General features: G+C 63.9%; 28 protein-coding genes and 1 pseudogene. 13 read left to right on the top strand and 16 right to left on the bottom strand.

Annotation, left to right across the window (positions count from 1 at the left end; genetic code table 11):
• Nucleotides 1-62: 62 nt before the first annotated feature.
• Nucleotides 63-2,123, bottom strand: a complete 2,061-nt coding sequence (locus V0R59_RS12795; RefSeq protein ID WP_330076435.1) for an LTA synthase family protein — start codon at nucleotides 2,121-2,123, stop codon at nucleotides 63-65.
• Nucleotides 2,124-2,350: 227 nt separating this feature from the next.
• Nucleotides 2,351-2,542, bottom strand: a complete 192-nt coding sequence (locus V0R59_RS12790; RefSeq protein ID WP_330076434.1) for a PLDc N-terminal domain-containing protein — start codon at nucleotides 2,540-2,542, stop codon at nucleotides 2,351-2,353.
• A 125-nt stretch (nucleotides 2,543-2,667) separates the two neighbouring features.
• Between V0R59_RS12790 and V0R59_RS12785 the strand changes: the two genes are divergently transcribed.
• On the top strand, nucleotides 2,668-3,609 hold the full coding sequence (locus tag V0R59_RS12785) for a ZIP family metal transporter (protein WP_330076433.1): 942 nt from the start codon (nucleotides 2,668-2,670) through the stop codon (nucleotides 3,607-3,609).
• Here the strand turns inward: V0R59_RS12785 and V0R59_RS12780 are convergent.
• Together V0R59_RS12780 and V0R59_RS12775 are read right to left on the bottom strand one after the other, a co-directional pair.
• Complete coding sequence (locus V0R59_RS12780) at nucleotides 3,606-4,136, bottom strand: hypothetical protein (protein ID WP_330076432.1); 531 nt, start codon at nucleotides 4,134-4,136, stop codon at nucleotides 3,606-3,608. The genes V0R59_RS12785 and V0R59_RS12780 overlap by 4 nt on opposite strands.
• A gap of 51 nt (nucleotides 4,137-4,187) precedes the next feature.
• Nucleotides 4,188-4,712: an ankyrin repeat domain-containing protein gene (locus V0R59_RS12775; protein WP_330076431.1), complete on the bottom strand. Its 525-nt coding sequence runs from the start codon at nucleotides 4,710-4,712 to the stop codon at nucleotides 4,188-4,190.
• Nucleotides 4,713-4,982: 270 nt separating this feature from the next.
• Here V0R59_RS12775 and V0R59_RS12770 point away from each other — a divergent pair, with 270 nt between their 5' ends.
• Complete coding sequence (locus tag V0R59_RS12770; RefSeq protein WP_330076430.1) at nucleotides 4,983-5,255, top strand: DUF3509 domain-containing protein; 273 nt, start codon at nucleotides 4,983-4,985, stop codon at nucleotides 5,253-5,255.
• A gap of 76 nt (nucleotides 5,256-5,331) precedes the next feature.
• On the opposite strand, the gene V0R59_RS12765 is transcribed toward V0R59_RS12770, so the two are convergent.
• The 3 genes from V0R59_RS12765 to aroC are packed head-to-tail and all read right to left on the bottom strand — an operon-like array spanning nucleotide 5,332 to nucleotide 8,191.
• A complete protein-coding gene (locus V0R59_RS12765) occupies nucleotides 5,332-5,877 on the bottom strand; it encodes an acireductone dioxygenase (RefSeq protein ID WP_330076429.1) in 546 nt (181 codons plus the stop codon).
• A 38-nt stretch (nucleotides 5,878-5,915) separates the two neighbouring features.
• Nucleotides 5,916-7,061 (bottom strand): MFS transporter, encoded by a 1,146-nt coding sequence (locus V0R59_RS12760; protein WP_330076428.1) that lies wholly within the window; start codon nucleotides 7,059-7,061, stop codon nucleotides 5,916-5,918.
• 38 nt (nucleotides 7,062-7,099) lie between these two features.
• Nucleotides 7,100-8,191 carry a chorismate synthase gene (aroC, locus tag V0R59_RS12755; RefSeq protein WP_330076427.1) on the bottom strand — a complete coding sequence of 364 codons (1,092 nt, stop codon included), beginning with the start codon at nucleotides 8,189-8,191 and terminating at the stop codon, nucleotides 7,100-7,102.
• Between the two features lie 134 nt (nucleotides 8,192-8,325).
• On the opposite strand from aroC, the gene V0R59_RS12750 reads away from it, so the two are divergent.
• Together V0R59_RS12750 and V0R59_RS12745 are read left to right on the top strand one after the other, a co-directional pair.
• Nucleotides 8,326-9,288 carry an alpha/beta hydrolase gene (locus tag V0R59_RS12750; protein ID WP_330076426.1) on the top strand — a complete coding sequence of 321 codons (963 nt, stop codon included), beginning with the start codon at nucleotides 8,326-8,328 and terminating at the stop codon, nucleotides 9,286-9,288.
• A 98-nt stretch (nucleotides 9,289-9,386) separates the two neighbouring features.
• Nucleotides 9,387-10,184, top strand: a complete 798-nt coding sequence (locus tag V0R59_RS12745) for a hypothetical protein (RefSeq protein ID WP_330076425.1) — start codon at nucleotides 9,387-9,389, stop codon at nucleotides 10,182-10,184.
• Between the two features lie 33 nt (nucleotides 10,185-10,217).
• On the opposite strand, the gene prmB is transcribed toward V0R59_RS12745, so the two are convergent.
• On the bottom strand, nucleotides 10,218-11,126 hold the full coding sequence (prmB, locus tag V0R59_RS12740; protein ID WP_330076424.1) for a 50S ribosomal protein L3 N(5)-glutamine methyltransferase: 909 nt from the start codon (nucleotides 11,124-11,126) through the stop codon (nucleotides 10,218-10,220).
• Nucleotides 11,127-11,314: 188 nt separating this feature from the next.
• Between prmB and V0R59_RS12735 the strand changes: the two genes are divergently transcribed.
• The 5 genes from V0R59_RS12735 (at nucleotide 11,315) to V0R59_RS12715 (ending at nucleotide 13,934) form a co-directional block, all read left to right on the top strand.
• Nucleotides 11,315-11,905, top strand: coding sequence for a cysteine hydrolase family protein (locus V0R59_RS12735; RefSeq protein ID WP_330076423.1), 591 nt, complete (start codon nucleotides 11,315-11,317; stop codon nucleotides 11,903-11,905).
• A 68-nt stretch (nucleotides 11,906-11,973) separates the two neighbouring features.
• On the top strand, nucleotides 11,974-12,294 hold the full coding sequence (locus tag V0R59_RS12730) for a hypothetical protein (protein ID WP_330076422.1): 321 nt from the start codon (nucleotides 11,974-11,976) through the stop codon (nucleotides 12,292-12,294).
• Nucleotides 12,295-12,331: 37 nt separating this feature from the next.
• On the top strand, nucleotides 12,332-12,889 hold the full coding sequence (locus tag V0R59_RS12725; protein WP_330076421.1) for a Smr/MutS family protein: 558 nt from the start codon (nucleotides 12,332-12,334) through the stop codon (nucleotides 12,887-12,889).
• A 69-nt stretch (nucleotides 12,890-12,958) separates the two neighbouring features.
• Nucleotides 12,959-13,504 (top strand): GTP cyclohydrolase I FolE, encoded by a 546-nt coding sequence (gene folE, locus V0R59_RS12720; protein WP_330076420.1) that lies wholly within the window; start codon nucleotides 12,959-12,961, stop codon nucleotides 13,502-13,504.
• A gap of 58 nt (nucleotides 13,505-13,562) precedes the next feature.
• A complete protein-coding gene (locus tag V0R59_RS12715) occupies nucleotides 13,563-13,934 on the top strand; it encodes a glutathione S-transferase N-terminal domain-containing protein (RefSeq protein ID WP_330076419.1) in 372 nt (123 codons plus the stop codon).
• 126 nt (nucleotides 13,935-14,060) lie between these two features.
• Here V0R59_RS12715 and V0R59_RS12710 read toward each other — a convergent pair whose 3' ends face one another.
• Nucleotides 14,061-14,663, bottom strand: coding sequence for a glutathione S-transferase family protein (locus tag V0R59_RS12710; RefSeq protein WP_330077414.1), 603 nt, complete (start codon nucleotides 14,661-14,663; stop codon nucleotides 14,061-14,063).
• 135 nt (nucleotides 14,664-14,798) lie between these two features.
• Here V0R59_RS12710 and V0R59_RS12705 point away from each other — a divergent pair, with 135 nt between their 5' ends.
• Nucleotides 14,799-15,992: a benzoate/H(+) symporter BenE family transporter gene (locus tag V0R59_RS12705; protein WP_330077413.1), complete on the top strand. Its 1,194-nt coding sequence runs from the start codon at nucleotides 14,799-14,801 to the stop codon at nucleotides 15,990-15,992.
• Between the two features lie 15 nt (nucleotides 15,993-16,007).
• Here V0R59_RS12705 and V0R59_RS31915 read toward each other — a convergent pair whose 3' ends face one another.
• The 3 genes and pseudogenes from V0R59_RS31915 to V0R59_RS12695 all read right to left on the bottom strand — a co-directional run bounded on the left by V0R59_RS31915 (nucleotide 16,008) and on the right by V0R59_RS12695 (nucleotide 19,498).
• The gene (locus V0R59_RS31915; RefSeq protein WP_375547412.1) at nucleotides 16,008-16,871 is read right to left on the bottom strand and encodes a methyl-accepting chemotaxis protein; all 864 of its coding nucleotides are present in this window, start codon (nucleotides 16,869-16,871) and stop codon (nucleotides 16,008-16,010) included.
• Nucleotides 16,872-17,093 (bottom strand): annotated as a pseudogene (locus V0R59_RS31910) (HAMP domain-containing protein); the annotation flags it as partial.
• Between the two features lie 992 nt (nucleotides 17,094-18,085).
• Nucleotides 18,086-19,498, bottom strand: coding sequence for an aminotransferase-like domain-containing protein (locus tag V0R59_RS12695; RefSeq protein ID WP_330077411.1), 1,413 nt, complete (start codon nucleotides 19,496-19,498; stop codon nucleotides 18,086-18,088).
• A 115-nt stretch (nucleotides 19,499-19,613) separates the two neighbouring features.
• On the opposite strand from V0R59_RS12695, the gene V0R59_RS12690 reads away from it, so the two are divergent.
• Nucleotides 19,614-20,747: an MFS transporter gene (locus V0R59_RS12690; protein ID WP_330077410.1), complete on the top strand. Its 1,134-nt coding sequence runs from the start codon at nucleotides 19,614-19,616 to the stop codon at nucleotides 20,745-20,747.
• Here the strand turns inward: V0R59_RS12690 and V0R59_RS12685 are convergent.
• On the bottom strand, nucleotides 20,740-21,501 hold the full coding sequence (locus V0R59_RS12685) for an SDR family oxidoreductase (RefSeq protein WP_330077409.1): 762 nt from the start codon (nucleotides 21,499-21,501) through the stop codon (nucleotides 20,740-20,742). The genes V0R59_RS12690 and V0R59_RS12685 overlap by 8 nt on opposite strands.
• A 230-nt stretch (nucleotides 21,502-21,731) precedes the next feature.
• On the opposite strand from V0R59_RS12685, the gene V0R59_RS12680 reads away from it, so the two are divergent.
• Nucleotides 21,732-22,736: an NADP-dependent oxidoreductase gene (locus tag V0R59_RS12680; RefSeq protein WP_330077408.1), complete on the top strand. Its 1,005-nt coding sequence runs from the start codon at nucleotides 21,732-21,734 to the stop codon at nucleotides 22,734-22,736.
• A 36-nt stretch (nucleotides 22,737-22,772) separates the two neighbouring features.
• Here V0R59_RS12680 and pyrF read toward each other — a convergent pair whose 3' ends face one another.
• Nucleotides 22,773-23,474, bottom strand: a complete 702-nt coding sequence (gene pyrF / locus V0R59_RS12675) for an orotidine-5'-phosphate decarboxylase (RefSeq protein WP_330077407.1) — start codon at nucleotides 23,472-23,474, stop codon at nucleotides 22,773-22,775.
• 182 nt (nucleotides 23,475-23,656) lie between these two features.
• On the opposite strand from pyrF, the gene V0R59_RS12670 reads away from it, so the two are divergent.
• On the top strand, nucleotides 23,657-23,824 hold the full coding sequence (locus tag V0R59_RS12670) for a DUF2897 family protein (protein WP_330077406.1): 168 nt from the start codon (nucleotides 23,657-23,659) through the stop codon (nucleotides 23,822-23,824).
• A 54-nt stretch (nucleotides 23,825-23,878) separates the two neighbouring features.
• Here V0R59_RS12670 and V0R59_RS12665 read toward each other — a convergent pair whose 3' ends face one another.
• The gene (locus V0R59_RS12665) at nucleotides 23,879-24,199 is read right to left on the bottom strand and encodes a ComEA family DNA-binding protein (RefSeq protein ID WP_330077405.1); all 321 of its coding nucleotides are present in this window, start codon (nucleotides 24,197-24,199) and stop codon (nucleotides 23,879-23,881) included.
• A 176-nt stretch (nucleotides 24,200-24,375) separates the two neighbouring features.
• The gene (locus V0R59_RS12660) at nucleotides 24,376-26,370 is read right to left on the bottom strand and encodes a polysaccharide biosynthesis protein (protein ID WP_330077404.1); all 1,995 of its coding nucleotides are present in this window, start codon (nucleotides 26,368-26,370) and stop codon (nucleotides 24,376-24,378) included.
• Between the last annotated feature and the right edge of the window lie 7 nt (nucleotides 26,371-26,377).

The raw sequence follows: 26,377 nt of genomic DNA, 5'->3' as shown, positions 1-26,377 counted from the left end.
CACGGACCAAAAAAGACCCCGGCAAGCCGGGGTCCTCGGAATTGCATATCAGCCAGGGGCGATCACTTCGGAATGCCATGAACCACACCGGCGGTGTTGTCCAGCAGGCTCTTGGTCGCGGTCTGGATGAAGGATTCGAGTTTCTTCTGCATCGCAGCCTGTTCCGGGCTTTCGATCAGCTCGGCCTTGAACTCGCTGCCGAGCTGGTAGCGGTAGACGCGCGGCGCCATGTCTTTGGACTCGATCAACAGGTGATCGCCCTGGAACAGGCCGACGATCTGTTCGCTGCCCGACGGCTTGACCATGCCCATGCCCTGGTCGCCTTCCGGCAGGTTGAGCAGGTCGCGTCCCCAGCACTGATGACGGGTTTCGCCACCGAGGCGGCCCATGATGGTCGGCACGATGTCGATCTGGGTGCCGACGATATGGCTGCGCTTGCCGAACTTCTCCTGGATGCCCGGTGCGATCATCAGCATCGGCACGTTGAAGCGGCCCAGGTCCAGCTCGGTGACCTGCTGGTTGTTGCCGAAGCCGTGGTCGCCGACGATGACGAACAGGGTTTCCTTGAAGTACGGCTCCTTGCGCGCCTTCTCGAAGAACTGGCCCAACGCCCAGTCGGAGTAGCGCATGGCGGTCAGGTGCTCGTCGAGGCGACCGAAACCGGTGACCGGCTCAACCGGCAACTGCGCCGGCAGCGCGTACGGCGTGTGGTTGGACAGGGTCTGGAGCAAGGCATAGAAAGGTTTCTTGCCGTAGTTGTGGGCCAGCTCCTGGGCACCGCGGTCGAACATGTCCTGGTCGGACACGCCCCAGGTCGGGTCGGAGAACACCGGATTGACGAAGTCGCGACGGCCGATGAAGGTGGTCATGCCCTGGTTGCCGAAGAAGCCGGACTGGTTGTCCCAGGCGAAGTCACCGTTGTAGACGTAAACGTCGTCATAGTCGCGGGCGCTGAGCAGCGCCGGCAGGCCGGACAGCTTGTGACCGCCTTCCGGAGTCTGCATCAGGTATTCGAAGCCTGGCAGGTTGGGGAAGCAGGCCATGGTGGCAAACATGCCCTGGTGGGTATGGGTGCCGTTGGAGAAGAAGCGATCGAACAGCAGGCCTTCCTCGGCCAGCTTGTCGAAGTACGGGGTGATGTTGCCCTTGCCGCCCAGCGCACCGACGGAGTGGCCGGCGAAGCTTTCCATGAGGATCACCACCACGTTCTTGATCGGCAGGGTCTTGTCTGCCGGCGGGGTGAAGTCGCGGCGGATCGCCGCTTCATCGGCGTCGACCAGCTTGTCGTTCGGCGTCAGCAGCATGCTGCGCACGGTTTCCTGCGCGACCTGCTGGTCGAGGGTGGCTTTCCAGATGTTGTCGCGGTCCTCGGACATGCGGCTCTTGGCGGCGTCGATCAGGGTCAGGGTGCCATTGAGGCCCAGCTGGTTGACGAAGTTCGAGTCGGTGGTGAAGGCATCGCCCCAGCGCATGGGCGGGCCCTGGCGCAGGGTGCCACGTGCGGCGACCACGGCCACCAGGAGGATCATGACGAACACCACGCCACGCACGTACCAAGGCGCCACACTGCGCGCACCGGCCAGATTGCTCTGGTACTGGCCGCGAGGGCGGGTCAGGCGGTCGATGCCCTTGAACGCCAGGCTCATGACCACGGTGCCAACTACCCAGGCCAGCAGGTAGCGAACCACCGGGAAGCCGTACCAGAGCATGCTGGAGACGGTCTTCGGATCTTCCTTGATGTACTGGAATACCAGGCCGTTGAGGCGCTGGTGGAACTCGCGGTAGAAGTCCATCTCCACCAGGCCGAGGAACAGCGTGACGCTGGACGTCACGGTCAGCCACAGGCGGAACAGGCCGCGAGCGGCCATGGCCCGGGCACTGAGGATCGCCAGCAACAGCGGGATACTCAGGTAGACGACGACGCGCAGGTCGAAGCGCAGGCCGTTGCTGAAGCCCTCGGCGACGGTGGAGTAAGGCGTGTCGCCGATCATGTCGCTGTTGTAGACCAGCAGGGCAAAGCGCACCAGGCTGAGCATCAGCATGATCGCCAGGCCGCACAGCAGGGTGTAGAGCAGGTGTGATTTGACCGTCGGTTGCAGGCGCGGGGCGTCCGTTTTAGCCATGAAGAGGAAGATCCCTGGAATTCTGGTTATGGGAAGCACATTGACGCGAAGCGGCGGCACCCGGGTCGAATTACCAGGTGGCCGGACCAGTTGGCGAATGGATGATGACGCGCGCGATTGTCTTCAATCGATTGTGAAAATTTTGTTGAGGCAGACGCGGGCGCGACTCAGGCTAGCCGGGTTGCTGCGCCATCACAAATCGGCGTGGGGCAAGCGGAAGCTTTTCCCTAGATCCGCACGTCTCCACGGGGGCCGGCGATGGCCCAGATGATCAGGCCGAGCACCGGCAAGAGGATGATCAGCAGGATCCACAGGACCTTGGCGCCACCCCCGGCGCTGCTCTTGATCACGTTGAGGATCGCCCAGATGTCGAGCGCGAGGATGATCAGGCCGGCCAGGCCGTTGAACGTCGAACCCATTTCACAACTCCCAATTCAAGCATTCACCAGAGAATAGCTGGCTATTGGCCTTATAGACGCTCTTGCCTGGAGGTCGTTCCAAAGCCTTGATTAGACTGGTTTCACGTTTTGCCGGAGAGATGCCCATGCCCCCATCCCAGACCCACAGCCCTTCCGCCCCCACGCCACTGTTCAGCGCCTGGCTGCAGCAGGCACAGGCAACGCCCTGGCTCAGCGCCGGACTCGGCCTGACCCTGCTGGCGGTGTTCTGGCTGATGGGTGCCAGCGCCTGGAATGCGGTCCATGGCGACCACCAGGAAAACCTGCACCTGGCCATGCTCGGCGGCCTGGCCGGTTTTGCCGCCACCGCCCTGGGCGCGATCCTCGCCGTGGTATTGCGTGAGGTCAGCGCGCGCACCCAGGACGTGATGCTCGGTTTCGCCGCCGGGATGATGCTCGCCGCCAGTTCCTTCTCGCTGATCCTGCCAGGCCTGGATGCCGCCCGCGAGATCACCGGCAACGGTCCGTTCGCCGCGCTGACCGTGGTGATCGGCATGGGCCTCGGCGTGCTGCTGATGCTCGGCCTCGACCGCTTCACGCCGCACGAACACGAAAGTACCGGCCCCTGCGGGCCGCAGGCCGAGCGGATCAACCGGGTCTGGCTGTTCGTGCTGGCGATCACCCTGCACAACCTGCCGGAAGGCATGGCCATCGGCGTCAGCTTCACCACCGGCGACCTGAATGTCGGCCTGCCGCTGACCAGCGCCATCGCCATCCAGGACATCCCCGAAGGCCTGGCGGTGGCCCTGGCCCTGCGCGCCACCGGCCTGTCGAACTTCAAGGCGGCGCTGGTGGCCATCGGCTCCGGCCTGATGGAGCCGATCGGCGCAGTCATCGGCCTGGGGATTTCCAGCGGTTTCGCCCTCGCCTACCCCATCAGCATGGGCCTGGCGGCGGGGGCGATGCTCTTCGTGGTGTCCCACGAGGTGATTCCGGAAACCCACCGCAACGGTCACCAGACGTCGGCGACCCTGGGCTTGATGGGCGGGTTCGCGGTGATGATGTTCCTCGATACCGCGCTGGGCTAGACGTGAACCGCCACCCGCAGCGCTTCCAGGGCCGGCGCGGCAGCGATGTTCAGCTCCGCGCACAGCTCCAGCACCCGCGGCAGGTCGTTGCCGCAGACCAGCACCATCTGCAATTCATCGTCCAGCAACTGGCTGAAGTTCATCAGCACGTAGCCGCCCGCTTCCTTGTTCATGCTGCCCATCTGGATCTGCATGCGGTTGAGCGCCGTCAGCGCCTCGACCTTGAGCAGTTGCTTGGGCTTGATGTTGAACGCCACGCTCTTGTCGAAGGAGTCGATGATCTGGCCGAGCAGGTCCGGGTAGGTGTCGGCCTGGAACAGCACGGTATCCGGCAGGCTGCCGACCACCACCCACTCGCCCAGCGGGATCGGGAAGCTGTCGTCGTAGTTGATGTCGGGGTTGGCGGCGAGGAAGGCGGCGGGGTCGGCGTAAGCTTGCGCCGCTTCGTCGGCGATCCGCTCGATGTCCTGTTCGCTCATGCAGCCGGAGCTGATCTTGCCGATGAGTTCGACCAGTTGGTTTTTCATGGTGAGGCCCTGCGCCGCTGGAAAAAGGCGCCAAGGATACGCCCCCGAGGGTTAACCGGCCAGCGCCTGCAGGCGCGCGACGGTGTCGCTGGCGCCCATGGCCTGGGCCGAGGCCAGGGCATCGGCGCCACGGGCATCGCGACGAGCCGGATCAGCGCCTTGCGCCAAGAGGAAATCGACGATGGCCAGGCGGTTGAACATCGCCGCCATCATCAGCGCGGTACGGCCGTCTCCGGCGGCGGCATCCGGGTCGCCACCTTGCTCCAGGAGCAGCCGGACCATATCCAGGTTGCCCTTGAACGCCGCGCCGGCCAGGGGCAGTTGTCCGTTGTCGTTGGCGATGGCGGGATCGGCACCGTGCTCCAGCAATACCCGCGCAGCCGCCAGATGACCGTGATAGCTGGCGAGCATCAGCAAAGTGTCGCCCTTGTGATTGCGCAGGTTGGCGGGCAGGCCGCTGGCCAGCAGGCGCGCGAGCATCGTGGCATCGCCCTGGCGGGCACGGTCGAAGACTTCCGCGGCAAAGGCCGCAGCCTCCTCGGCATCCATGGTGACGGGTGCGCGTTGATCAGACATAAGGAACCTCCCCGCCGGACAAAACTCAACAGATTGTCGGCCGTTGACTTGTGGATATGTGGATAAGTCCACCGCAGCGAAGGGAAAGTTCGATCGGGAAAGCGGCATTGCAAATTGCACTGTGCAAAATGCACGACCTTGCACAATGCACGGGGCCTGAATTTAAAAAAAATTCAAATTATTGATTTATAAGGATTTTTTATCAATTAAAAGCTGGCACGGTCGCTGCACCCATCAGTTCATGTCTGCCAATCACAGCCAGGAGCTGATATGGACCTCATTCAGGAAAAATTTGCCTCGGTATTCTCCGCCTACCAGGTCACCACTCAACCGCGCCCGGATGGCGGCATCCTGCTGACCCTGCGCGCCGCCGACGGCAAGCAGACCCGCCGCTCGGTTTCCTATGCCCAGTTGCACAACGCCGAGCAGTTGTCCTGGGCGATCAGCGCGATTCGCCGCGACCTGGCCGAGCAGGCCAGTGAACTGCCGGTGATCTCGATGCTGCAGAGCCAGCAGCGCTTTGCCCTGCCGACCTATCGCTGAACAGCAAGCTGCTGAAAACACGAAGCCCGCGGCGTGAATGCGCAGCGGGCTTCTTTGTGTCCGGGTTCAGGCAGCTTCAAACGAAAAAGGTGTCTTCCAGCGTCGGGAAAGCGCGCGAAGTTTCATCCCCGGTCAACTCGACCTTGCTTGCTGCCTCGCTCTCGAACACCCGCACCAGCACCAGGTTCGGCTGCTCGCCAATATCGAACCACTGCGCCGTACCCGCCGGAACACTGACCACATCTCCCCGCTCGCCCACCAGCGCGTAGACATACTCACCAACCCGCAGGTTGAGCAGCCCTCGCCCACTGACGAAGAAGTGCAGGCCCGCACCGGCATGGCGACGCTCGTCGATCAGCCCCGCACGGATCTCGTCCTTCTGCGCGTGCTCGGGGTGAACGCTCAATACCTCGACAGCCCCGCCGCCCAGGGCCTCGACCTGCGCGTCCAGCGCCGCGATCACCTCCGCCTGCGCGGTACCCGGCCGAATGCGCTGCGCCGGCTCGCGCCGCTCCAGGCGCACGCCCTGCTCCGCCAGGGTCGCGGCGATATCGTCGGCGTGGGTAAGGACCTTGTTCGGCGTGTCGGGGGTGGACTGGTGATAAACGCTGAGGATGCTCAAGGGGCAACTCCTGATCTTTCGAAAACCTTGGACGGACGCTACACGGCGTCCTCTTTCAAGCGGGTCGCAATGATAACGGCTGCGGCCAGCGCCGCGACGCTGGCAATACTAAAGGTGATGCCCGGGCCCAGCGCCTTCCAGCTGTAGCCGGCATACAACGCACCCAGCGCACCGCCGGTACCGGACAACGCGGCATAGAACGCCTGCCCCTGCCCCTGCTGGCGTGCGCCGAAGCTGCGCTGGACGAAGGCGATGCACGAGGCATGGAAGGCGCCGAAAGTTGCCGCGTGCAGCAGCTGGGCGAACAGCAGGACCGCCAGGTGCTCGGCGAAACTGCCCAGCAGCACCCAGCGCAACGCCGCCAGCAGGAAACTCGCCAGCAGCACCCGGCGCAACGACACCCGCGCCAGGATCCGGCTCATCACCACGAACAGCAGCACCTCCGCCAGCACGCCGAGGGCCCAGAGCATGCCGATGGTGCCGCGGGCGTAGCCGAGGCGTTCCAGGTGCAGGGTGAGGAAGGTGTAGTACGGGCCGTGGCTGAGCTGCATCAGCGCCACGCAGATATAGAAGGCCAGCACCCCGGGTCGCGTCAGTTGCTTGAGGAAGCCACCGCTCGTCGGTCGCTCGCCCTGCTCCGCCGGCTGCGCGTTGGGCACCCACAGGCTGGCCAGGACGATGCCGGCCATGATGCATACCAGCGCCACCGGATAGACATCCAGGCTCAGCCATTCGAACAGCCGCCCCAGGCCGACCACGGTGAGGATGAAACCGATCGAGCCCCACAGCCGGATCTGGCTGTAGCGCCCGGTCTGTCCTTGCAGGTGGGCCAGGGTGATGACCTCGAACTGCGGCAGCACGGCATGCCAGAAGAACGCATGCAGGGCCATCACCAGCGCCAGCCAGGCATAGCTCTTGTCGACGAAGATCAGGGCGAAGCTGAGCAGGGTGCACAGCGCGCCGAGGCGCACGATCAACAGGCGCTGGCCGCTGCGGTCGCCAAGCCAGCCCCACAGGTTGGGCGCGACGCAGCGCATCAGCATGGGAATGGCTACCAGCTCGCCGATGCGCGCGCTGGAAAAGCCGAGGTGGTCGAAATACAGCGCCAGGAACGGCGCGGTGGACCCGAGCAGGGCGAAGTAGAAAAGATAGAAACTGGACAGCCGCCAGTAGGGAAGCGCCACGGCTCAGGAAGCCATGGCGCGACGGGCGATGCCGGGCATCAGAGCTGGCCCAGTACCGGGGTGTTCACCCGTACGTCGGCGTTCTGTCCGCGATGGCGCAGCAGGTGATCCATCAGCACGATGGCCATCATCGCCTCGGCGATCGGCGTGGCACGGATGCCCACGCACGGGTCGTGGCGGCCCTTGGTGATGACGTCCACGGGGTTGCCGTCCTTGTCGATGGAACGACCCGGGGTGGTGATGCTGGAAGTCGGTTTCAGCGCCAGGTGGGCGACGATCGGCTGGCCCGAGGAAATCCCGCCGAGGATGCCGCCGGCGTTGTTGCTGAGGAAGCCTTCCGGGGTCAGTTCGTCGCGGTGCTCGGTACCGCGCTGGGCGACGCTGGCGAAGCCGGCGCCGATCTCCACGCCCTTGACCGCGTTGATGCTCATCAGCGCATGGGCCAGCTCGGCGTCGAGGCGATCGAAGATCGGCTCGCCGAGGCCCGGCATCACGCCTTCGGCGACCACGGTGATCTTCGCCCCGACCGAATCCTGGTCACGACGCAGCTGGTCCATGTAGGCCTCCAGCTCCGGGACCTTGTCCGGGTCCGGGCTGAAGAAGGCGTTCTGCTCCACCGAGTCCCAGGTCTTGAACGGGATCTCGATCGGGCCCAGCTGGCTCATATAGCCACGAATGCGGATACCCTGGGTGGCCAGGTACTTCTTGGCGATGGCGCCGGCGGCCACGCGCATGGCGGTTTCCCGCGCCGAGCTGCGGCCACCGCCACGGTAGTCGCGCTCACCGTACTTGTGGTGGTAGGTGTAGTCGGCGTGGGCCGGGCGGAACAGGTCCTTGATCGCCGAGTAGTCCTTGGACTTCTGGTCGGTGTTGCGGATCAGCAGGCCGATGGCGCAACCGGTGGTGCGGCCCTCGAAGACGCCGGAAAGGATCTCGACTTCGTCGGCTTCCTGGCGCTGGGTGGTGTGGCGGCTGGTGCCGGGCTTGCGCCGGTCCAGGTCGCGCTGCAGGTCTTCCAGGGCGATCTCCAGGCCTGGCGGGCAGCCATCGACAATGGCGACCAACGCCGGACCATGGCTTTCGCCAGCGGTGGTGACAGTGAACAGCTTGCCGTAGGTATTGCCGGACATGCAGGACGCTCCGCGAATTCAGCCTGATTTGAACGAGGCCGCCAGTATACGCAGGCGAACCCTTCAGTTCATCCCTGGCGGCGAACCTTCTGCCCGGTGCTTGGTCAAAATGCCACCTTCCCCCGTGTAGCCTCGTGATGTCGCGCCTCGCCGTCCTCCTGCTCCTGCTTGTCTGCTCCTTTGCCCAGGCCGCCACGCCCAGCGTGCTGCAACGTCCGCTCAGCCTCGACACCGGCCAGGGCGTGCTGCAGGGCAGCCTGCTGTTGCCGCGCAGCCAGACCCCGCCGCCGGTGGTGCTGATCATCGCCGGTTCCGGGCCTACCGACCGCGATGGCAACAACCCGGCGGTCGGGCGCATCGACATCCTCCGGCGCCTGGCCCTGCAACTGGCCGCGCAGGGCATCGCCAGCGTGCGCTACGACAAGCGCGGCGTGGCCGCGAGCCTGGCCGCGACGCCGGACGAGCGTGATCTCAGCGTGGAGCGCTATGTCGCCGACGCCGTGGCCTGGAGCCACAGGATCAAGGCCGATCCGCGCTTCGGCCCGTTGATCCTGCTTGGCCACAGCGAAGGCGCGCTGATCGCCAGCCTGGCTGCTGGTCCCGCAGGGGCCGACGGGGTGATCGCTCTCGCCGGCAGTGGTCGCCCGGTGGACCAGGTGCTGCGCGAACAGTTGGCCGAGCAACTTCCGGCCGACCAGCTCAAGCGCGCGCAAGCCGCGCTGGATCAACTCAAGGCCGGCCGCCAGGTCAGCCAGGTCCCCGCCGCGCTCAAGGACATCCTGCGCCCCAGCGTGCAGCCCTACCTGATTTCCCTGTTCCGCCAGGATCCGGCGGCGGCCTTCGGCAAGCTGACGATCCCGGCGCTGATCATCCAGGGCCGCAACGATATCCAGGTCAGCCCAGCCGACGCCAAGGCGCTGCAGGCGGCGAAGCCTGACGCGCAACTGGCGCTTATCGACGGCATGAACCATATGCTGCGCATCAGCCCTGCAGACCCGGGCCAGCAGCGCAACGCCTACACCAACCCGCAACTGCCCCTGGCCAGCGAGCTGGGCGAACGCATCGTCGCTTTTGTGCGCCAGTTGACACCCAGCTGAGCAAAATCGTCCTCCAGTCCTCGCCGTGACGGCCGATAAACCGTTGCAGGCAATGCCATTGCAGGCTGCCTGGCGAGGATAGAAAGAGGACACCCGTGATGACTGATGCACCCACCCAGGACGCTGGCGAAGCGACTGACGAACCGGTTGCCCCGGAAGCCGCCCCGCTGCCCTGGGCGGACCTGGCCGCGGAACATTTCCAGTTGCTGCGCCTGGCGCCGCTGCCGACCGACCGCAGCAGCGGCGCGCGGCCGCTGCGCTTCGTCCAGTACGGCTACGCCGAGCGCCACAGCAAGGAACACAGCCTGCTGCGCATGGAAATCCGCCTGCCCGGGCAGAAGACCCGCAAGGAACAGAACACCCTGGACGTTCGTGTCGATCACGAGCAGAAGCTGGTCAGCATCCAGCCCGAGAGCGGCCTGCAGATCGAGCCGCTGAACCGCGGCATCGGGCGCTTCCTGCTGGCCCAGGCGGTGCTCTGGGCACAGCGGCGCTGGTCGCACTACCGTCTAGAAGGCGGTGCGCTGGCGAACAAGGATGCACTCAACGAAGACACCCGCCTGCGCCGCGACCACACCCTGCGCAGCCATGGCGTGGAAGTCGAGTACGCCGATGCCCAGCACCTCAAGGGCCGCTGGGTGGAAACCCAGGTGGGCCAGCTCAAGGGCGGCTGGAATACCGACAAGTTGCAGCGGGTCGATATCATCGACGCGGCGAACATGCTGCAGCAGGCGGAAACCAAGCTGCACGAGAAGGAAGCGCAACTGCGCGAGCGCGATGAGCGGGTTGCCAAGTACAAGCGCGAGGACGGCGGGTTGCGCTTTACCATCACCTGCCTGGTGGCGTTCGCGGTGTTCCAGGCCGGGTTGCTGATCTGGATTGCCACCCACCGCTAAAAAATCGGGGCCGTTTTGCGGCCCCGATTGCATTCAGACCCGGGACGCGAACAGCGCCTGGTGCTGGCGGCATTGCTCGGCGGTCAGCATGAACACCCCGTGGCCGCCACGCTCGAACTCCAGCCAGGCGAAATCCACTTCCGGGTACAGCTGCTCGACATGCACCTGGCTGTTGCCCACCTCGACGATCAGCAAGCCTTTCTCGGTCAGATGGTCCGCCGCCTCGGCCAGCATGCGCCGCACCAGGTCCAGGCCATCGTTGCCACAGGCCAGGCCCAGTTCCGGCTCGTGGTGGTACTCGGCTGGCATGTCGGCGAAATCCTCGGCGTCGACATAGGGCGGATTGGACAGGATCAGGTCGAAACGCTGGCCCGGCAGGCCAGCGAAACCGTCGCCCTGGACGGTGTAGACCCGCTCTTCCAGGCCATGCCGCTCGATGTTCTGGTTGGCCACTTCAAGGGCCTCGAAGGACAGGTCGGCCAGCACCACTTCCGCCTCGGGGAACACCTCGGCGCTGACGATGCCGATGCAACCGGAGCCGGTGCAGAGGTCGAGGATCCGCGCCGGCTCATTGCCCAGCCAGGGTTCGAAACGTCGCTCGATCAGCTCGCCGATCGGCGAGCGCGGCACCAGCACGCGCTCGTCCACCAGGAACGACATGCCACAGAACCAGGCCTCGCCGAGCAGGTAAGCCGTGGGCACGCGATCCTCGATACGGCGCTTGAGCAGGCGCTGCAGCTTGACCAGCTCGTCGTCTTCCAGACGGCAATCGAGGTAGCTGTCGGCCACTTCCCATGGCAGGTGCACCGCGCCCAGCACCAACAGGCGGGCCTCGTCCCAGGCATTGTCGGCACCGTGCCCGAAGAACAGGTCGTGCTCATGGAAACGGCTGACAGCCCAGCGAATATGGTCGCGCAACGTGCGCAGGCGGGAAGTGATCACGGCAGACTCCTGGAAAGACGACCGGCGATTCTACCAGCCCGCGCGCCACAATTGGCCGCGACGGCGAATATGGGCGATTTTCTGACATGGCTGAAAGCCACTAACTACGCCGCTTGTACGCTAAGCGATTCACATCGGCGGCCAAGCAGGGGAGAATAGGGAAAAAGCCCTATCCAAAGGAGCCCTTAATGTCTGTTCCAACGACGATGTTCCACCTCAGCGGACGCGGCTACCCACCCGCCAAGCTGAGCAACGCCAGCCTGGTGATTATCGATGCGCAGAAGGAGTACCTCAGCGGTCCCCTGGCGCTGTCGGGCATGGTGGAAGCAGTGGCGAACATCGGCAAACTGCTCGAAGCCGCACGCAAGGCCGGTCGTCCGATCATCCACGTGCGTCACCTCGGCACCGTCGGCGGCCTGTTCGATCCCCAGGGTTCGCGCGGCCAGTTCATCCCGGGCCTGGAACCGCAGGGCGACGAGATCATCATCGAGAAGCGCATGCCCAATGCGTTCAAGAACACCAAGCTGCATGAAACCCTGCAGGAGCTCGGCCACCTCGACCTGATCGTCTGCGGCTTCATGAGCCACTCCAGTGTCAGCACCACCGTGCGTCGCGCCAAGGACTACGGCTACCGCTGCACCCTGGTGGAAGATGCCTGCGCCACCCGCGACCTGCCGTTCAAGGACGGCGTGATCCCGGCGGCGCAGATCCAGCAGAGCGAAATGGCGATCATGGCCGACAACTTCGCCTGCGTGACCCCGACCAACAGCCTGGTCTGAGGCGGCGGCGGTCGGAACCACCTCGACGATTTCCGGTCCAATCCCGGATCTTTACAGAGGAGATCGGCATGAAGATATCCGACGGTTTCGACGCCAAGCGCCTGCGCCCGCGCCAGTCGGGCACCTGGGGTGCGCGGCTGGCCGCGGCCTTCTCCGCCCTGCTTGCGACCCTCGGCGTGCTCCTGGCCATGGCCGGTGCCGCCAGCCTGCTGGGCCGCCCGGCGGCGCTGGGTGAACTGAACGACAACCCCGCCGCCGCCAGCCTGGTACTCGCCGGCGGCCTGCTGGTGCTCTACCTCGGCGTGTGGATCTGGCGCCGCCGTCGCCTGCGCATGCGGCGCAGCCGCGAACTGAACCTGTCCCCGCACCTGATGAAAAAACACGACTGACTGCGTAGACTCTGCGCGGTTCTGGCGGAGGCTTTACATGCAAGACGACGATTTTTCCCTGTTCAAGAGCGAGATGCGTGGCGTCAAGCCGATCACCCATGACCGCGCTGACACCGGCAAGGCCAAGGCCGACCGCAAGCAGCTGGCCAGCCTGCGGCAGCACGCGACGGTGCGCAACGACCAGACCGTGGTCGATGGCCTGTCCGACCAGTTCGTCATCGACGTCGGCCCGGAAGACGACCTGCACTGGAGCCGCGATGGCGTCCAGGAAAGCCAGATGCGCAAGCTCAAGATCGGCCAGATCCCTTTCGAGGGCAGCCTCGACCTGCACGGCATGAGCGTGGAAAAGGCCCGGGAAATCCTCTGGGACTTCCTCGCCGAAGCCACCCGCTTCGAAATCCGCTGCGTGCGCGTCACCCACGGCAAGGCGGTACGCCTGGACGGCAAGCGGCCGATGATCAAGAGCCATGTCAACACCTGGCTGCGCCAGCACCCCCAGGTGCTCGGTTTCACCTCCTGCCAGGCCCGTCACGGCGGCACCGGCGCAGTGTACGTGATGCTGCGCCGGACCATGCTCGAAGGCCGCGACGAGTAACGCCGCACTTGCGGTGCCGTCACAGCCGCCGTACCCTTCGCGTTTGCGAAATACACCACAGGTAGATCCATGTCCCTGGAACAGCATTACACCGCGATCCTTGGCCAACTCGGCGAGGATGTCTCCCGCGAAGGCCTGCTCGACACGCCGAAGCGGGCCGCGAAGGCCATGCAGTACCTTTGCCGCGGTTACAACCAAACCCTGGAAGAAGTCACCAACGGCGCACTGTTCAGCTCCGACAACAGCGAAATGGTCCTGGTCAAGGACATCGAGCTGTACTCGCTGTGCGAACACCACCTGCTGCCGTTCATCGGCAAGGCGCATGTCGCCTACATCCCGAGTGGCAAGGTGCTGGGCCTGTCCAAGGTGGCACGGATCGTCGACATGTATGCCCGTCGCCTGCAGATCCAGGAAAACCTCAGCCGCGAGATCGCCGAGGCGATCCAGCAGGTCACCGGCGCCATGGGCGTGGCGGTGGTCATCGAGGCCAAGCACATGTGCATGATGATGCGCGGTGTGGAGAAGCAGAACTCGTCCATGATCACCTCGGTGATGCTCGGCGAATTCCGTGAAAACGCAGCGACCCGCAGCGAGTTTCTCAGCCTGATCAAGTGATCGGGTGCGTTTTTCGAGCCGACCTTCTCAGGTCGGCTTTTTATTGCGAGGAATCATCATGATCGTCAAAGCCCTGCGGGTCGGCCTCGGCCAAATGATCGTCTTTTTCGACTGGATCAGCCGTCCGGCCAAGCTCAAGCGTGATCCGGCGGCACAAGCCAGGGTCGAGGAACAGGCTCGCGGCCTGAGCCTGTACCAGTTCCACGCCTGCCCGTTCTGCGTGAAGACGCGCCGCACCCTGCACCGCCTGAACGTGCCGGTGGCGCTGCGGGATGCGAAGAACAACGAACAGGACCGCCAGGCCATGCTCGAAGGTGGCGGCAGGATCAAGGTGCCGTGCCTGCGCATCGAAGAAGATGGCAAGACCACCTGGATGTATGAGTCCAAGGTGATCATCGATTATCTGAACAAGCGGTTTTCGGCAGCCTGATTGTCGGGCTTGATCAGGGATCAATGTGGGAGCGGGTTCACCCGCGATTGCGTCGGTGAATCCACCGCCCTCAATCGCGGGTGAACCCGCTCCCACAGGCTCCGTGTCACCCTTCAGGTCAGTGTTTCAATCCACCATCGGCACATGCCGCGGATGCTCGGCAACCCGCGCCAGCCATTCCCTGACCTTCGGATACCCCGCCAGGTCGAAGCCCCCCTCCTGGGCCACATGGGTATAGGCATAAAGCGCCACATCGGCGATCGAATACTGGTCCCCCACCAGGTACGGCGTAACCTCCAGCTGCCGCTCCATCACCCTCAGCGCCTTGTGCCCGCCCTTGTGCAGCTTGCGGTATTCGTCCAGGCGCTCGTCCGGCAGCCCCAGGTAGAACTGGATGAAGCGCGCCACGGCGATGTACGGCTCATGGCTGTACTGCTCGAAGAACTGCCACTGCAGCACCTGGGTGCGCAAGCGCGGCTCGCCCGGCAGGAACTCGCTGCCCTCGGCAAGGAAATTGAGGATCGCGTTGGACTCCCACAGGCAAGTACCATCTTCCAGTTGCAGCACCGGCACCTTGCCGTTGGGATTCATCGCCAGGAACTCCGGCGTCTCCGTCTCTCCCTTGAGAATATCCACTGGCTGCCAGGTGTAGGGCAGGTCGAGCAGATGCAACATCAGCTTGATCTTGTAGCAGTTGCCCGAGTGGTAATCCCCGTAGACCTTGTACATCGTGCCCTCCCCCATTGCGCAAAACGAAACCTGTCGACTGTACGGCTAAATGCTCTGATCGCTGTACCGCAATCGGCACCCCATCGCACGGTAGTCTGAAAAATCTGCTTACATCGAAACAATAAGGAATTTCCCATGCCCGACGCCACCTCCGCACAACTGCGGCCGCTGGCCGACACCTCTCCCTCGGCGGTGGTCGCCGGCTTCATCGCCATGCTCACCGGCTACACCAGCTCGTTGGTCCTGATGTTCCAGGCTGGCCAGGCGGCTGGCCTGACCACCGGCCAGATCTCCTCGTGGATCTGGGCCCTGTCGATGGGCATGGCAGTGTGCAGCATCGGCCTGTCATTGCGCTACCGCACCCCGGTGACCGTGGCCTGGTCGACCCCCGGCGCGGCGCTGCTGATCACCAGCCTCGGCGGCGTGACCTACGGCGAAGCGATCGGCGCCTACATCACCTGTGCCGTGCTGGTGGTGATCTGCGGCGTGACCGGCAGCTTCGAACGCCTGATGCGGCGCATCCCGGCCTCGCTAGCGTCGGCGCTGCTGGCGGGCATCCTGTTCAAGATCGGCAGCGAGATCTTCGTCGCCGCGCAGCATCGCACCGGCCTGGTCCTGGCCATGCTGTTCAGCTACCTGCTGGTCAAGCGCATGTCGCCGCGCTATTCGGTGCTGGCGGCGCTGGTGGTGGGGACGGCGCTGTCCGCCGTGCTGGGGCTGCTGGACTTCAGCCACTTCACCCTGGAAGTGGCAACGCCGGTGTGGACCACCCCGACCTTCTCCCTGGCTGCGACGATCAGTATCGGCATTCCGCTGTTCGTGGTGGCGATGACCTCGCAGAACATGCCCGGGATCGCCGTGTTGCGCGCCGACGGCTACCAGGTGCCCGCCTCGCCGCTGATCTCGACGACCGGCATCGCCTCGCTGCTGCTCGCGCCCTTTGGTGCCCACGGCGTCAACCTGGCGGCCATCAGCGCGGCCATCTGCACCGGGCCACACGCCCACGAGAACCCCGAGAAGCGCTACACCGCGGCGGTCTGGTGCGGGATCTTCTACGCCATCGTCGGCACCTTCGGCGCCACCCTCGCGGCGCTGTTCGCCGCGTTGCCGAAGGAACTGGTGCTGTCCATCGCCGCCCTGGCCCTGTTCGGCTCGATCATGAACGGCCTCAGCGTGGCGATGAACGAGGCCAAGGAACGCGAGGCGGCGCTGATCACCTTCATGGTCACCGCCTCGGGCTTCACCCTGTTCTCCATCGGCTCGGCCTTCTGGGGCATCGTCGCCGGGGTGTTGACGCTGCTGATCCTCAACTGGCGCAAGACCGCCTGACAGGCCTTTCCGGAGTCAAATCCGGAAATGCCCGACCATCCCCTTCAGCTCCGTCCCCAGCTGCGCCAGTTCGATACTCGAACTGGCGTTGCCGCGCATGGCCACCGCCGACTGATCGGCGCTGCTGCGGATCTGCGTGACGCTGCGGCTGATTTCCTCGGCCACCGAGCTCTGCTGCTCCGCTGCCGCGGCGATCTGCTGGTTCATCTGCTGGATCAACGACACCGCGCTGGCGATGCTGCCCAGGGCACTTTCGGTCTGCAGGGCGTCGGCCACCGCGAGCTTGACCAGTTCACCGCTGCCCTGGATCTGCGCCACCGAGGCCTGGGCGTTGCTGCGCAGGCTGCTGACCAGGCGCTCGATCTCGCCGGTGGATTGCTGGGTACGCTGGGCCAGGGCGCGCACTTCGTCCGCCACCACCGCGAACCCGCGCCCTTGCTCGCCGGCCCGGGCCGCCTCGATCGCCGCGTTGAGGGCCAGCAGGTTGGTCTGCTCGGCAACGCTCTTGATCACTTCCAGCACCGAACCGATGTGCTGGATCTCGGCACTGAGGCTTTCGATGCTATGGCTGGCGGAGTCCGCCGCGCTGGCCAGGCGCTCGATGCGCTGCATGCTCTGGCGCACCACCTGCTGGCCGCTTTCCACCTTGCCGTCCGCCGACTGCGCGGCCTGCGCCGCTTCCTCGGCATCGCGGGCGACGCTGTGCACGGTGGCCGTCATCTGCTGCATGGCGGTGGCGACCTGGTCGGTCTCGTCCTTCTGGCTGCTGACTTCGCGGTTGGCCTGTTCGGTCACCGCCGACAGGGTATGGGCGTTGCTCGCCAGCTTGTCGATCCCGGCCTGCAGACCACTGACGATACCGCTCAGGCCACTGCCCATCTGCTGCATGGCCAGGAGCAACTGGCCGACCTCATCGCGCCTGTCGACGGCGATTTCGCCGCGCAGGTCGCCAGCGGCGATTTCCTGGGCGCGGACAATGACCCGGCGCAGCGGCAGGACGATCGCACGGGTGATGAGGATCGCAGCAACCACGCCCACCAGCAGTGCTGCCAGTGACGACACCAGGATCAGCAGGGCATTGCGCTTGAGCTCTGCCTGCATGTCGGCATCGATCCTGGCGTTGATCTGCTCCACCCGCGCGGTCACCTGGTCGGCGCGATCCTGCAACTGCTTGCGCAACTGCTCTTCACGGGCCAGCAGGTCGGTGTATTCGCCGAGTTTCTCGCCGAAGCTGGCGATATGGGTGGTGACTTCGCCGAGCACGCTCTGGTAACCGGGGTCCTGCACTGTACCCTTGAGTTCCGCAGCCAGTTGCGCGGCCTGCTCGGCCTGCTCGATGCGGCCTTGGCGCGCGTCCTCGGCGCCCTTGCGGTTCTGTTCCAGACGCACCCGCGCTTCGTCCATGGCCTGCAGCATCAGGCGCGCCACCTGGGCGACCTTGCCGGCCTGCTCGACGAACTCGGCCCCTTTCTGGCCCTGGGAATCCTTGAGGGTCCAGGTGCCGTCGTCGGCCAGTCCGGCCTGCAGCACATCGAGGTTGTTGGCGACGCTGGAGACTGACCAGCTGGCCATGTCCAGCGCCAGCTCCTTGGACTGGGTCAGTTCCACGTATTCATCGAAGGCCTGGCGGTAGGCGGTCAGGGCGCTGCCGACATCGCTGCCACCCAGTTCCGGCAGAGCTGCGGCCTGGCTGGTCAACGCCTCGACGCCCTTGCGCAGCGCCTCGGCCTCCTTGGGGTCGGAGCGCTGGGCGTAGCGCTGCTCGTGCATGCGCAGCGCCAGCACGCCGTTGTTGAACGCAGTGATCTGCTTGAGGCCGTCGAAACGCTGGCCCAGCCCGTACAACGCGGCGATACCGATCGCCGCCACCACTGCCGTCAGCAGCAGTACCAGAGTGAATCCAAGCCCCAGCTTGCGGGCCATGCCCAGGTTGGCAAAACCGCCATTCGCGCCCGAGTTCATTGTTCGCCGCCCTCTCCTGCTGCCCTTGGAAAACGTGCCGGATATCCAAGGGTGCAGAGTGGCAATGGCGCTGGGGAGTGCACAAGACACCCCAGTCGCAATAATGGCAAAAAGCTAGGGAGTCGTCGTTTTCAGGAAGCTGGAGGTCGCCACGACGATGCTTGCCGGACGGCCTGGAAAAACGCCTGGGCGCGCACGTCGCGGGCATAGGCGACGTTGATCCGCAGCCAGTCGCTGTCGCGGCCTTGCGGGTCGAAGGCGGAGCCCGGTGAGAGTAGTACACCCGCGTCCTGGGCGAGCGCTTGCAGGTGGGAAAAGTTTGCGCCCGGGTAGCGGGTCCAGACGAACATGCCGCCGTAGGGTTCGGCGAAGACTTCCCAGCCGTTGGCTTCCAGCAACCGCAACGCGCTGGCCATGTGTTCGGCCAGGCGTACCCGCAGGCGCTGCACGCTCTTGCGGTACACACCGCTGCCTAGCAACTGCGCCACCACCTGTTCGGCGAAACGCGAGGCGCCGATCCCGGTGACCATCTTCACCTCCGCCAACCGCGCCACCAGCCCGGCATCGGCCACCAGGTAGCCAACCCGCAGCGAACTGCTGAGGGTCTTGGAGAAGCTTGCCAGGTAGATCACCCGCTGCTGGCTGTCGAGGGTCGCCAGACGGGTCGCCGGACCTTCCTGGAAGTCGGCGTAGATATCGTCCTCGATGATCCGCAGGTCATGTTCGCCGGCCAGCTCCAGCAGGCGCTGGGCGCTGCGCGGGCTAAGGCTGGTGCCGGTGGGGTTCTGGTACAGGCTGTTGACGAACAGGTAGCGCGGGCGATGCTCACGCAGCATTGTGGCCAGGACGTCGAGATCCGGGCCCTGCGGCGTACGCGGGACCTCCAGCATGCGCACGCCATGCAGCCGCAGCAGGTTGTACAGGTTGTAATAGCCGGGACGCTCCACCAGCACCGTGTCGCCAGGCTTGAGCAGGGTGCGCACCAGCAGGTCGAGGGCCTGGCTGGCGCCCTGGGTGGCGAGGATCTGTTCCGGCTGCACATGGATGCCGAGCAGCGCCAGGCGCTTGCGCACCTGCTGGCGCAACGCGGTCAGGCCCAGCGGCGGCCCATAGCCGAACAGGTCCTGATCGGCGCCGCGGCTGACCTGGCGAATCGCCAGGGCGATTTCCTCACTTTGCCGCCAGTTAGCCGGCAGCCAGCCGCAACCGAGCCGCAGCAGGTTTTCCTGTTCGTCGCTGAACAGCCGCCAGCGCCCCTCGGCACCCTCGCCCCAGGCCGGTTCCTCGGCGAACGATGCCTGGCCTCGACGCTCGGCGACGAAGAATCCCACGCCATGCCGCGCCTCCAGCCAGCCCTGGGACACCAGACGGTCGTAGGCCTCGATGGCACAAGACTGGCTGACACCCTGCTCGCGCACCAAATGGCGAATGGAGGGCAGCCGGGTCCCGGGGCGCAGGCGCTGGGCGCTGATCCACTGGCACAGTCCATCGCTCAGCTGTTGCACCAGGGGGGTGGTCGATTGGCGGTCGAGGTTCAGTTTCATCACGTAAAGTGTTTGGTCGTTTTGGGCAAACAGTTAATCACAAAAGCCTGCGGGCTGTGTCTTTCTCCACACAGGACGCCTCTGGACAATCGAGGAGTCATCCAAGGAGAACCCCATGACCAGCCGCCACGCCTCCACCACACTGGCCTTCGCCCTGTGCCTGGTGACCTTCGCCGTCAACCTCCAGGCCCCGCTGTACACCGCCTACGCAGCCTTGTCCGGCCAAGGCGCGGCGGCCACGGCGGTGGCGTTCTCCGGCTATGTGATCGGCGTGCTGCCGGTGTTGCTGCTGCTGGGCGGGCTGGCGGACCGGGTCGGACACAAGCGCCTGATTGCTGCGGCACTGCTGCTGTCGATGGCGGCCACCGGGCTGATGCTGGTCGCCCCGGGCCTGACCAGCCTCGCCTTCGCTCGCACCCTGCTCGGGATCGGCACGGCACTGGCCTCGGCCACTGGCACGGCGTACATGGGCGAGCTGCTGCAGGGCGGCGACAGCCGCGCCGCAGCGAACCGGGTCACCGCCAGCACGTCACTGGGCTTCGGCCTGGGCGCCGCAGTCACCAGCCTGTTCCTGTTGCAGGGGCCGAGCCTGGCACCGGGCAGTTTCCCCCTGCACCTGGGCTTGGCCCTGCTCGCGCTGCTGGCGGTGCTGAGATTGCCGGACCCGGCACCACGCCGTGCCACGCCCCTGCTACGCCTGCCGTTCTACCCGGAGGGCAGCCTGCCCTATGGCCTGGCGATCCTGCTGGCCTGGGCCTGTGTCGGCCTGGTGATCGCGCTGATGCCATCGATCCTGGCGCGCCATGAACTGGCGAACTGGTCGGGACTGTCGACCTTCTGCGTGATCAGTTGCGGCTTGCTGTTCCAGCCACTGGCCCGGCGCATGGCGTCGAACCGTTCGACTTTGCTGGGGTTGCTGGTCCTGCCGTGCAGCTACGCCGTACTGGCCTGGGGCGCACACAGCGGCGTGCTCGCTGCAGTATTGCTGGGGGCGATCGGTGCCAGCAGCGCCTGCTACGGCTTCATCTACCTGGGCGGGTTGTCGGCGGTGAATGCCCTGGCCGGCACGGAAAAGACCCGCGCCAGCGCCGGATTCTTCCTGCTGGCGTATCTGGGTTTCAGCTTGCCGGTGATCTTCACCGGGCTGCTCGCCGACCGCTTTGGCGCCGGCACCGCCCTGGCGCTGTTCGGTGCCCTGCTGCTGCTCGGCTGCCTGGCGGTGGCCGGCGCACTGCTGCAGGTCAGATAGCGGTGGCACCACCGTCGACGGCCAAGGCCTGGCCGGTGGTGAACGCCGCACCGTCGCTGCACAGGTACAGCACGGCGGCGGCGATTTCCTCAACCTTGCCGATGCGCCCCACCGGGTGCATCGCCGCGGCGAACTCGGCCTTGCGGGGATCGGCCTCGTAGGCACGACGGAACATGTCGGTGTCGATCACCGCCGGGCACACCGCGTTGACGCGGATCTGCTTCTTCGCATACTCGATGGCGGCGGACTTGGTCAGGCCGATCACCGCATGCTTGGAGGCTGCGTAGATGCTCATCTTCGGTGCCGCGCCAAGGCCGGCGACCGAGGCGGTGTTGACGATCGCTCCACCGCCCTGGGCCAGCATCAGCGGCAATTGGTACTTCATGCACAGCCATACGCCCTTGACGTTGACGCCCATGATTGCGTCGAACTCGGCTTCACTGCCCTCGGCCAGGCGGCCCTGCTCGATCTCGATACCCGCGTTGTTGAAGGCGTAGTCCAGGCGACCGTAGGCTTCGATGGTGCGTGCCATCAATTGCTGAACGTCCGCATCCCGGGTCACGTTGCACGGTACGAAGAGCGCTTCGCCGCCCGCCGCACGGATCGCTTCCACCGTGGCTTCGCCACCGGCCACATCGAGATCGGCGACCACCACTTTCAAGCCTTCCACTGCGAATGCCTGGGCCGTGGCCCGACCAATCCCCGCGGCGGCACCGGTGACCAGGGCGACCTGGCCGCTGAATTTCATGCTCATCGATAGCTCCTGCAACAAGGGTGAAGAGAGTGGCGAGAGTCTAGTCAGGCGGCGCCGCGCTTGGGCAGCATCATCAAGGCGCCGGTTGAAGTACCATGCGAAGCGATGATTATCCCTGCCAGCCTTCATCAGCCTGCTGGATGCTCGGGTATTCGCTGCGGCGCACGAGCTTGCCGAAGGCGTGATGAGGGTCTATCACAAAGCTTTTGCCCAACCTTCGCGAGGCCCCCATGACTGCCCAGACCAACCGCCGCTTCCTGCTCGCCAAACGCCCGGTGGGCGCCGTAACGCGGGACGACTTCAGCTTCGAACAGGTACCAGTGGGCGAACCCGCCGACGGCCAGGTGCTGGTGAAGAACCTGTATCTCTCCCTCGATCCGGCCATGCGCGGCTGGATGAACGAAGGCAAGTCGTACATTCCACCGGTGGGCCTGGGCCAGGTGATGCGTGCCCTTGGCGTTGGCGAGGTGGTCGCATCGCGCAACCCGAAGTTCGCCGTCGGTGATCACGTCAACGGCGCCCTGGGCGTGCAGGACTACTTCCTCGGTGAGCCACAGGGTTTCTACAAGGTCGATCCAAAGCTGGTGCCGCTGCCGCGCTACCTCTCGGCCCTGGGCATGACCGGGATGACCGCCTACTTCGCCCTGCTGGATGTCGGCCAGCCGAAGGCCGGTGACACCGTGGTGATTTCCGGCGCCGCAGGTGCGGTAGGCAGCATTGCCGGGCAGATCGCGAAGATCAAAGGCTGCCGCGTGGTGGGTATCGCCGGCGGAGCGGAAAAATGCCAGTACCTGAAGGATGAACTGGGCTTCGACGGCACCATCGACTACAAGGCCGAGGATGTGCTGGAAGGCCTCAAGCGCGAATGCCCGAAAGGCGTGGATGTGTACTTCGACAACGTCGGCGGCGACATCCTCGATGCGGTACTCAGTCGCCTGAACCTCAAGGCACGGGTGGTCATCTGCGGCGCCATCAGCCAGTACAACAACAAGCAGGCGGTCAAAGGCCCGGCCAACTACCTGGCGCTGCTGGTCAACCGGGCGCGGATGGAAGGCTTCGTGGTGATGGACTATGTGTCGCAGTACGCTGCTGCGGGCCAGGAAATCGCAGGCTGGCTGGCCAGTGGCAAGCTGAAGAGCAAGGAAGATGTGGTGGAAGGCCTGGAGACCTTCCCCGAGACGCTGCTGAAGCTGTTCAGCGGGGAGAACTTCGGCAAGCTGGTGCTGAAGGTCTGAAACGAAACAGGGCCCTTTCGGGCCCTGTCTTCTTTCTTAGCCGCGGATTTCCGCGACGACCGCAGCCAGCGCCTGGGCTGGATCGGCGGCCTGGCTGATCGGACGGCCGATCACCAGGTAGTCGGAGCCGGCATCCAGGGCCTGGCGCGGAGTCAGGATGCGACGCTGGTCGTCCTGGGCGCTGCCGGCCGGACGGATGCCCGGGGTCACCAGTTGCAGCGACGGATGCGCGGCCTTCAGGGCCGGCGCCTCCAGGGCCGAGCAAACCAGGCCGTCCATGCCGGCTTTCTCCGCCAGCGCGGCCAGGCGCAGCACCTGCTCCTGCGGCTCAATGTCCAGGCCGATGCCAGCCAGGTCCTCGCGCTCCATGCTGGTCAGCACGGTCACGCCGATCAGCAGCGGCTGCGGGCCGCTGCGCTTGGCCAGCTCCTCGCGGCAGGCCGACATCATGCGCAGGCCGCCGGAGCAATGCACGTTGACCATCCACACGCCCATCTCTGCAGCGGCCTTGACCGCCATCGCCGTGGTGTTGGGGATGTCATGGAATTTCAGGTCGAGGAACACTTCGAAGCCCTTGGCGCACAAGGTCTCGACGATGCCGGAAGCGCTGCTGGTGAACAGCTCCTTGCCGACCTTCACCCGGCACAGCGCAGGGTCCAGCTGATCGGCCAGCTTCAGGGCGGCGTCACGGGTGGGGAAATCCAGGGCGACAATCAGGGGCGTCTGGCAGGCGGACATGGGCAGGGTCTCTTGGCAAGTCGAAAACGGCGCGCATTGTAAACGATGCGGCGATGCAACGGGGGCCGGTGATCGCAAATCACCTTGTGGCGCATGCAGCCCTATAATTGAACCAACGCAGACAAGTTTTACTCGATATTACAGATACGGCCCCATTGCCGTATGTATGAAGGAGGAATGTCATGCCCTGGTACGCCTGGTTGATTCTGCTGGTGGCGATCGGCTCGATCGTGGGTGGACTGATGATGCTCAGGGACACTGCGAAGAAGTTGCCGTTGACGGACGAACAGCTCAAGCGGATTCACGAACGCAATGCGGAGATGGATGCCAAGGAAGCGCGGGATCGTTGACATGCGGTAACTGAAAAGGCCGATCGGTTAGATCGGCCTCATCTCCCTATTGACTCAGTTCACCGTCAACCTGTCGCGATTGCGCTCAAGTAACGCCTTGCCGATTCCCTTGATCTCCAGCAACTCGTCTACTGAAGCGAAGTCGCCGTGCTCCTCACGGTAAGCGACGATGGCTTCGGCCTTGCTCTTGCCTATTCCACTCAACTGGCTTTGCAGGGTCGCGGCATCTGCCTTGTTCAAATCCAGCGTGACGGTTTGCAGGGTAGTAGTCGCTACGCCCGCACTGGGCACAGCCGTAGCGGACGCGGCGCTGAGTGGCAGAGAAATGGCGCCGATGAGGGCAAATAGAACGGAAGCGAGATAGGTATGGCGCATGGGTGATACTCCTTAAGGTACGAATGACAGAGGCAGCGTTTCCTTGACTGCCTTTTTCAAACCTAGATCGTCACTGGCAGGCGTCAAATCGGTATTCTTTACCAAATCTGAATTTTCTCTCTGTAGCGGTCAAAAAAAGGCAACTCTCACAGTTGCCTTTCGGGCTCGCACACGATTCAGGGCTCAAGTCGGCGCTGCTGGTATATCCAGTCGACGATTTCGCTGTCAGGCATGTAACCACTCACGGTTTCACGCAGCAACTGGCGGACGCTGCCGTAGTCGTCCTGCCGGACGGCAGCTAAAAGTGCAGACAACCGCCCCTTGAGTACATCCCAATCCAGAAAGTCCTCATTGGCGCTCATAATCATCGCGTGTTGGGTAGCGACAACGTTGTCTCCAATCAGCAACTCCTCATAAAGCTTCTCGCCAGGACGTAACCCAGTAAACTCGATAGCAATATCTCCGTGAGGGTTCTTGTCGGAGCGTACACTGAGGCCGGAAAGATGAATCATCTTTTCCGCGAGCTCGACAATGCGTACTGGCTCGCCCATGTCGAGAACAAAGACATCTCCGCCCAACCCCATAGAACCGGCCTGAATCACAAGTTGAGCCGCCTCTGGGATGGTCATGAAGTAGCGGGTGATCTTGGGATGGGTAACGGTCAGCGGGCCACCGGACTTGATCTGCTTGTGAAATAGTGGGATCACTGAACCGGAAGAACCAAGAACATTACCGAAACGAACCATGGTAAAACGGGTCTTGTTTACATAGGAGATATTACTGTCATCCCCAAACAGAACCGGTGCTTGCTCGCGACTGAGCGCCTGTAAGGTCATCTCAGCCAGACGCTTGGTACTTCCCATCACGTTGGTAGGGCGCACTGCTTTATCAGTCGAAATCAGCACAAAGTTGGCGACACCTGCCTGGAGTGCTGCCTGCGCCGTATTCAAGGTACCGATGACATTATTTAATACGCCTTCGGCGATATTATGTTCGACCATCGGTACATGCTTGTAAGCTGCCGCGTGGTACACGGTATCTACCCGCCAGGTTTTCATGACATCAAGTAACTGATGTTGATTGCGAATGGTACCCAGGATCGGTAGCACGCGAACGGGCAGCGCCTCACGTCCGACACGCTGCTCCAATTCACTGAGAATGCTGTATAGGTTGAACTCGCTGTGCTCGAACAGCAGCAGTGTCTTCGGCTCCAGTGAGAGGATCTGGCGACACAACTCCGAACCGATGGAACCACCGGCTCCGGTAACCAGAACTGTCTGTTGGAAAATACAGCGTTCTAACAATTCCCCCTGTGCAGGAACGGCATCGCGGCCAAGCAAATCCGCGATGTCAACCTCTTGGATGTCATCAACCTTAACCCGTCCGCTAGCTAAATCCATGAAACCTGGAACGCTGCGTACGTGTAGCGGGAAACCTTCTAGGTAACCAAGAATTTCGCGGCGCCGGCCCCGAGATGCAGAGGGGATAGCCAGCAAAACCTCTTGGGCACCCGTAATGTCGATCATCTTATGAATACTGCTGGACTTGAAAACCTGCAGTCCCGAAATGACACGATCAGCGATACTGCTATCGTCGTCGATGAATGCAACAGGCCGCATTACGCGTCCCATACGCAGTGCAGCAACCAACTGATTTCCAGCGGCACCCGCACCATAAACCGCGACCTTTATCAAGCCATCGTCACGACCGACAAAGGGAACATGACGGGTTGCCGCAAACCAATCGCCAAGAAAATACTGACGCATTGCCAGACGTAGCCCACCTATTGTCACCAGGCTGAGCCACCAGTAGTTGAAGATAATAGACCGTGGAACCAGAGACTGCGGATTTGCGCGCCAAAAGATTAATGCCGCGAGAATTAAAGATGAAAGGCTGACGGCCTTGATTATGGCAACAAGCGCATCATTGCCAAAGTAACGCATTACGGCACGGTACAGTCCGAATCGAATAAACAGTGGAATTGCAACCACCGGTGCACTTGCGAACAACCACAAATGGTGTTGAACAGGATTTTCCATTTCGTCGAGGCCCAGACGAACTGCAAAAGCAAGCCAGAGCGATATCCAGATCAGCAATATATCGGCAAATACCTGCAGTAGTCGCTTTCTCCGACGCGGCAAACTGAGCAGCCTAGTGCGAACCTTGTCCATAACGCTC

Origin of the sequence: Pseudomonas ulcerans (assembly GCF_036324125.1) — a bacterium.
GTDB lineage: Bacteria > Pseudomonadota > Gammaproteobacteria > Pseudomonadales > Pseudomonadaceae > Aquipseudomonas > Aquipseudomonas ulcerans.
Note: the sequence above shows the minus strand (reverse complement) of the source record. Positions and strands in the feature narration are given on the sequence as shown.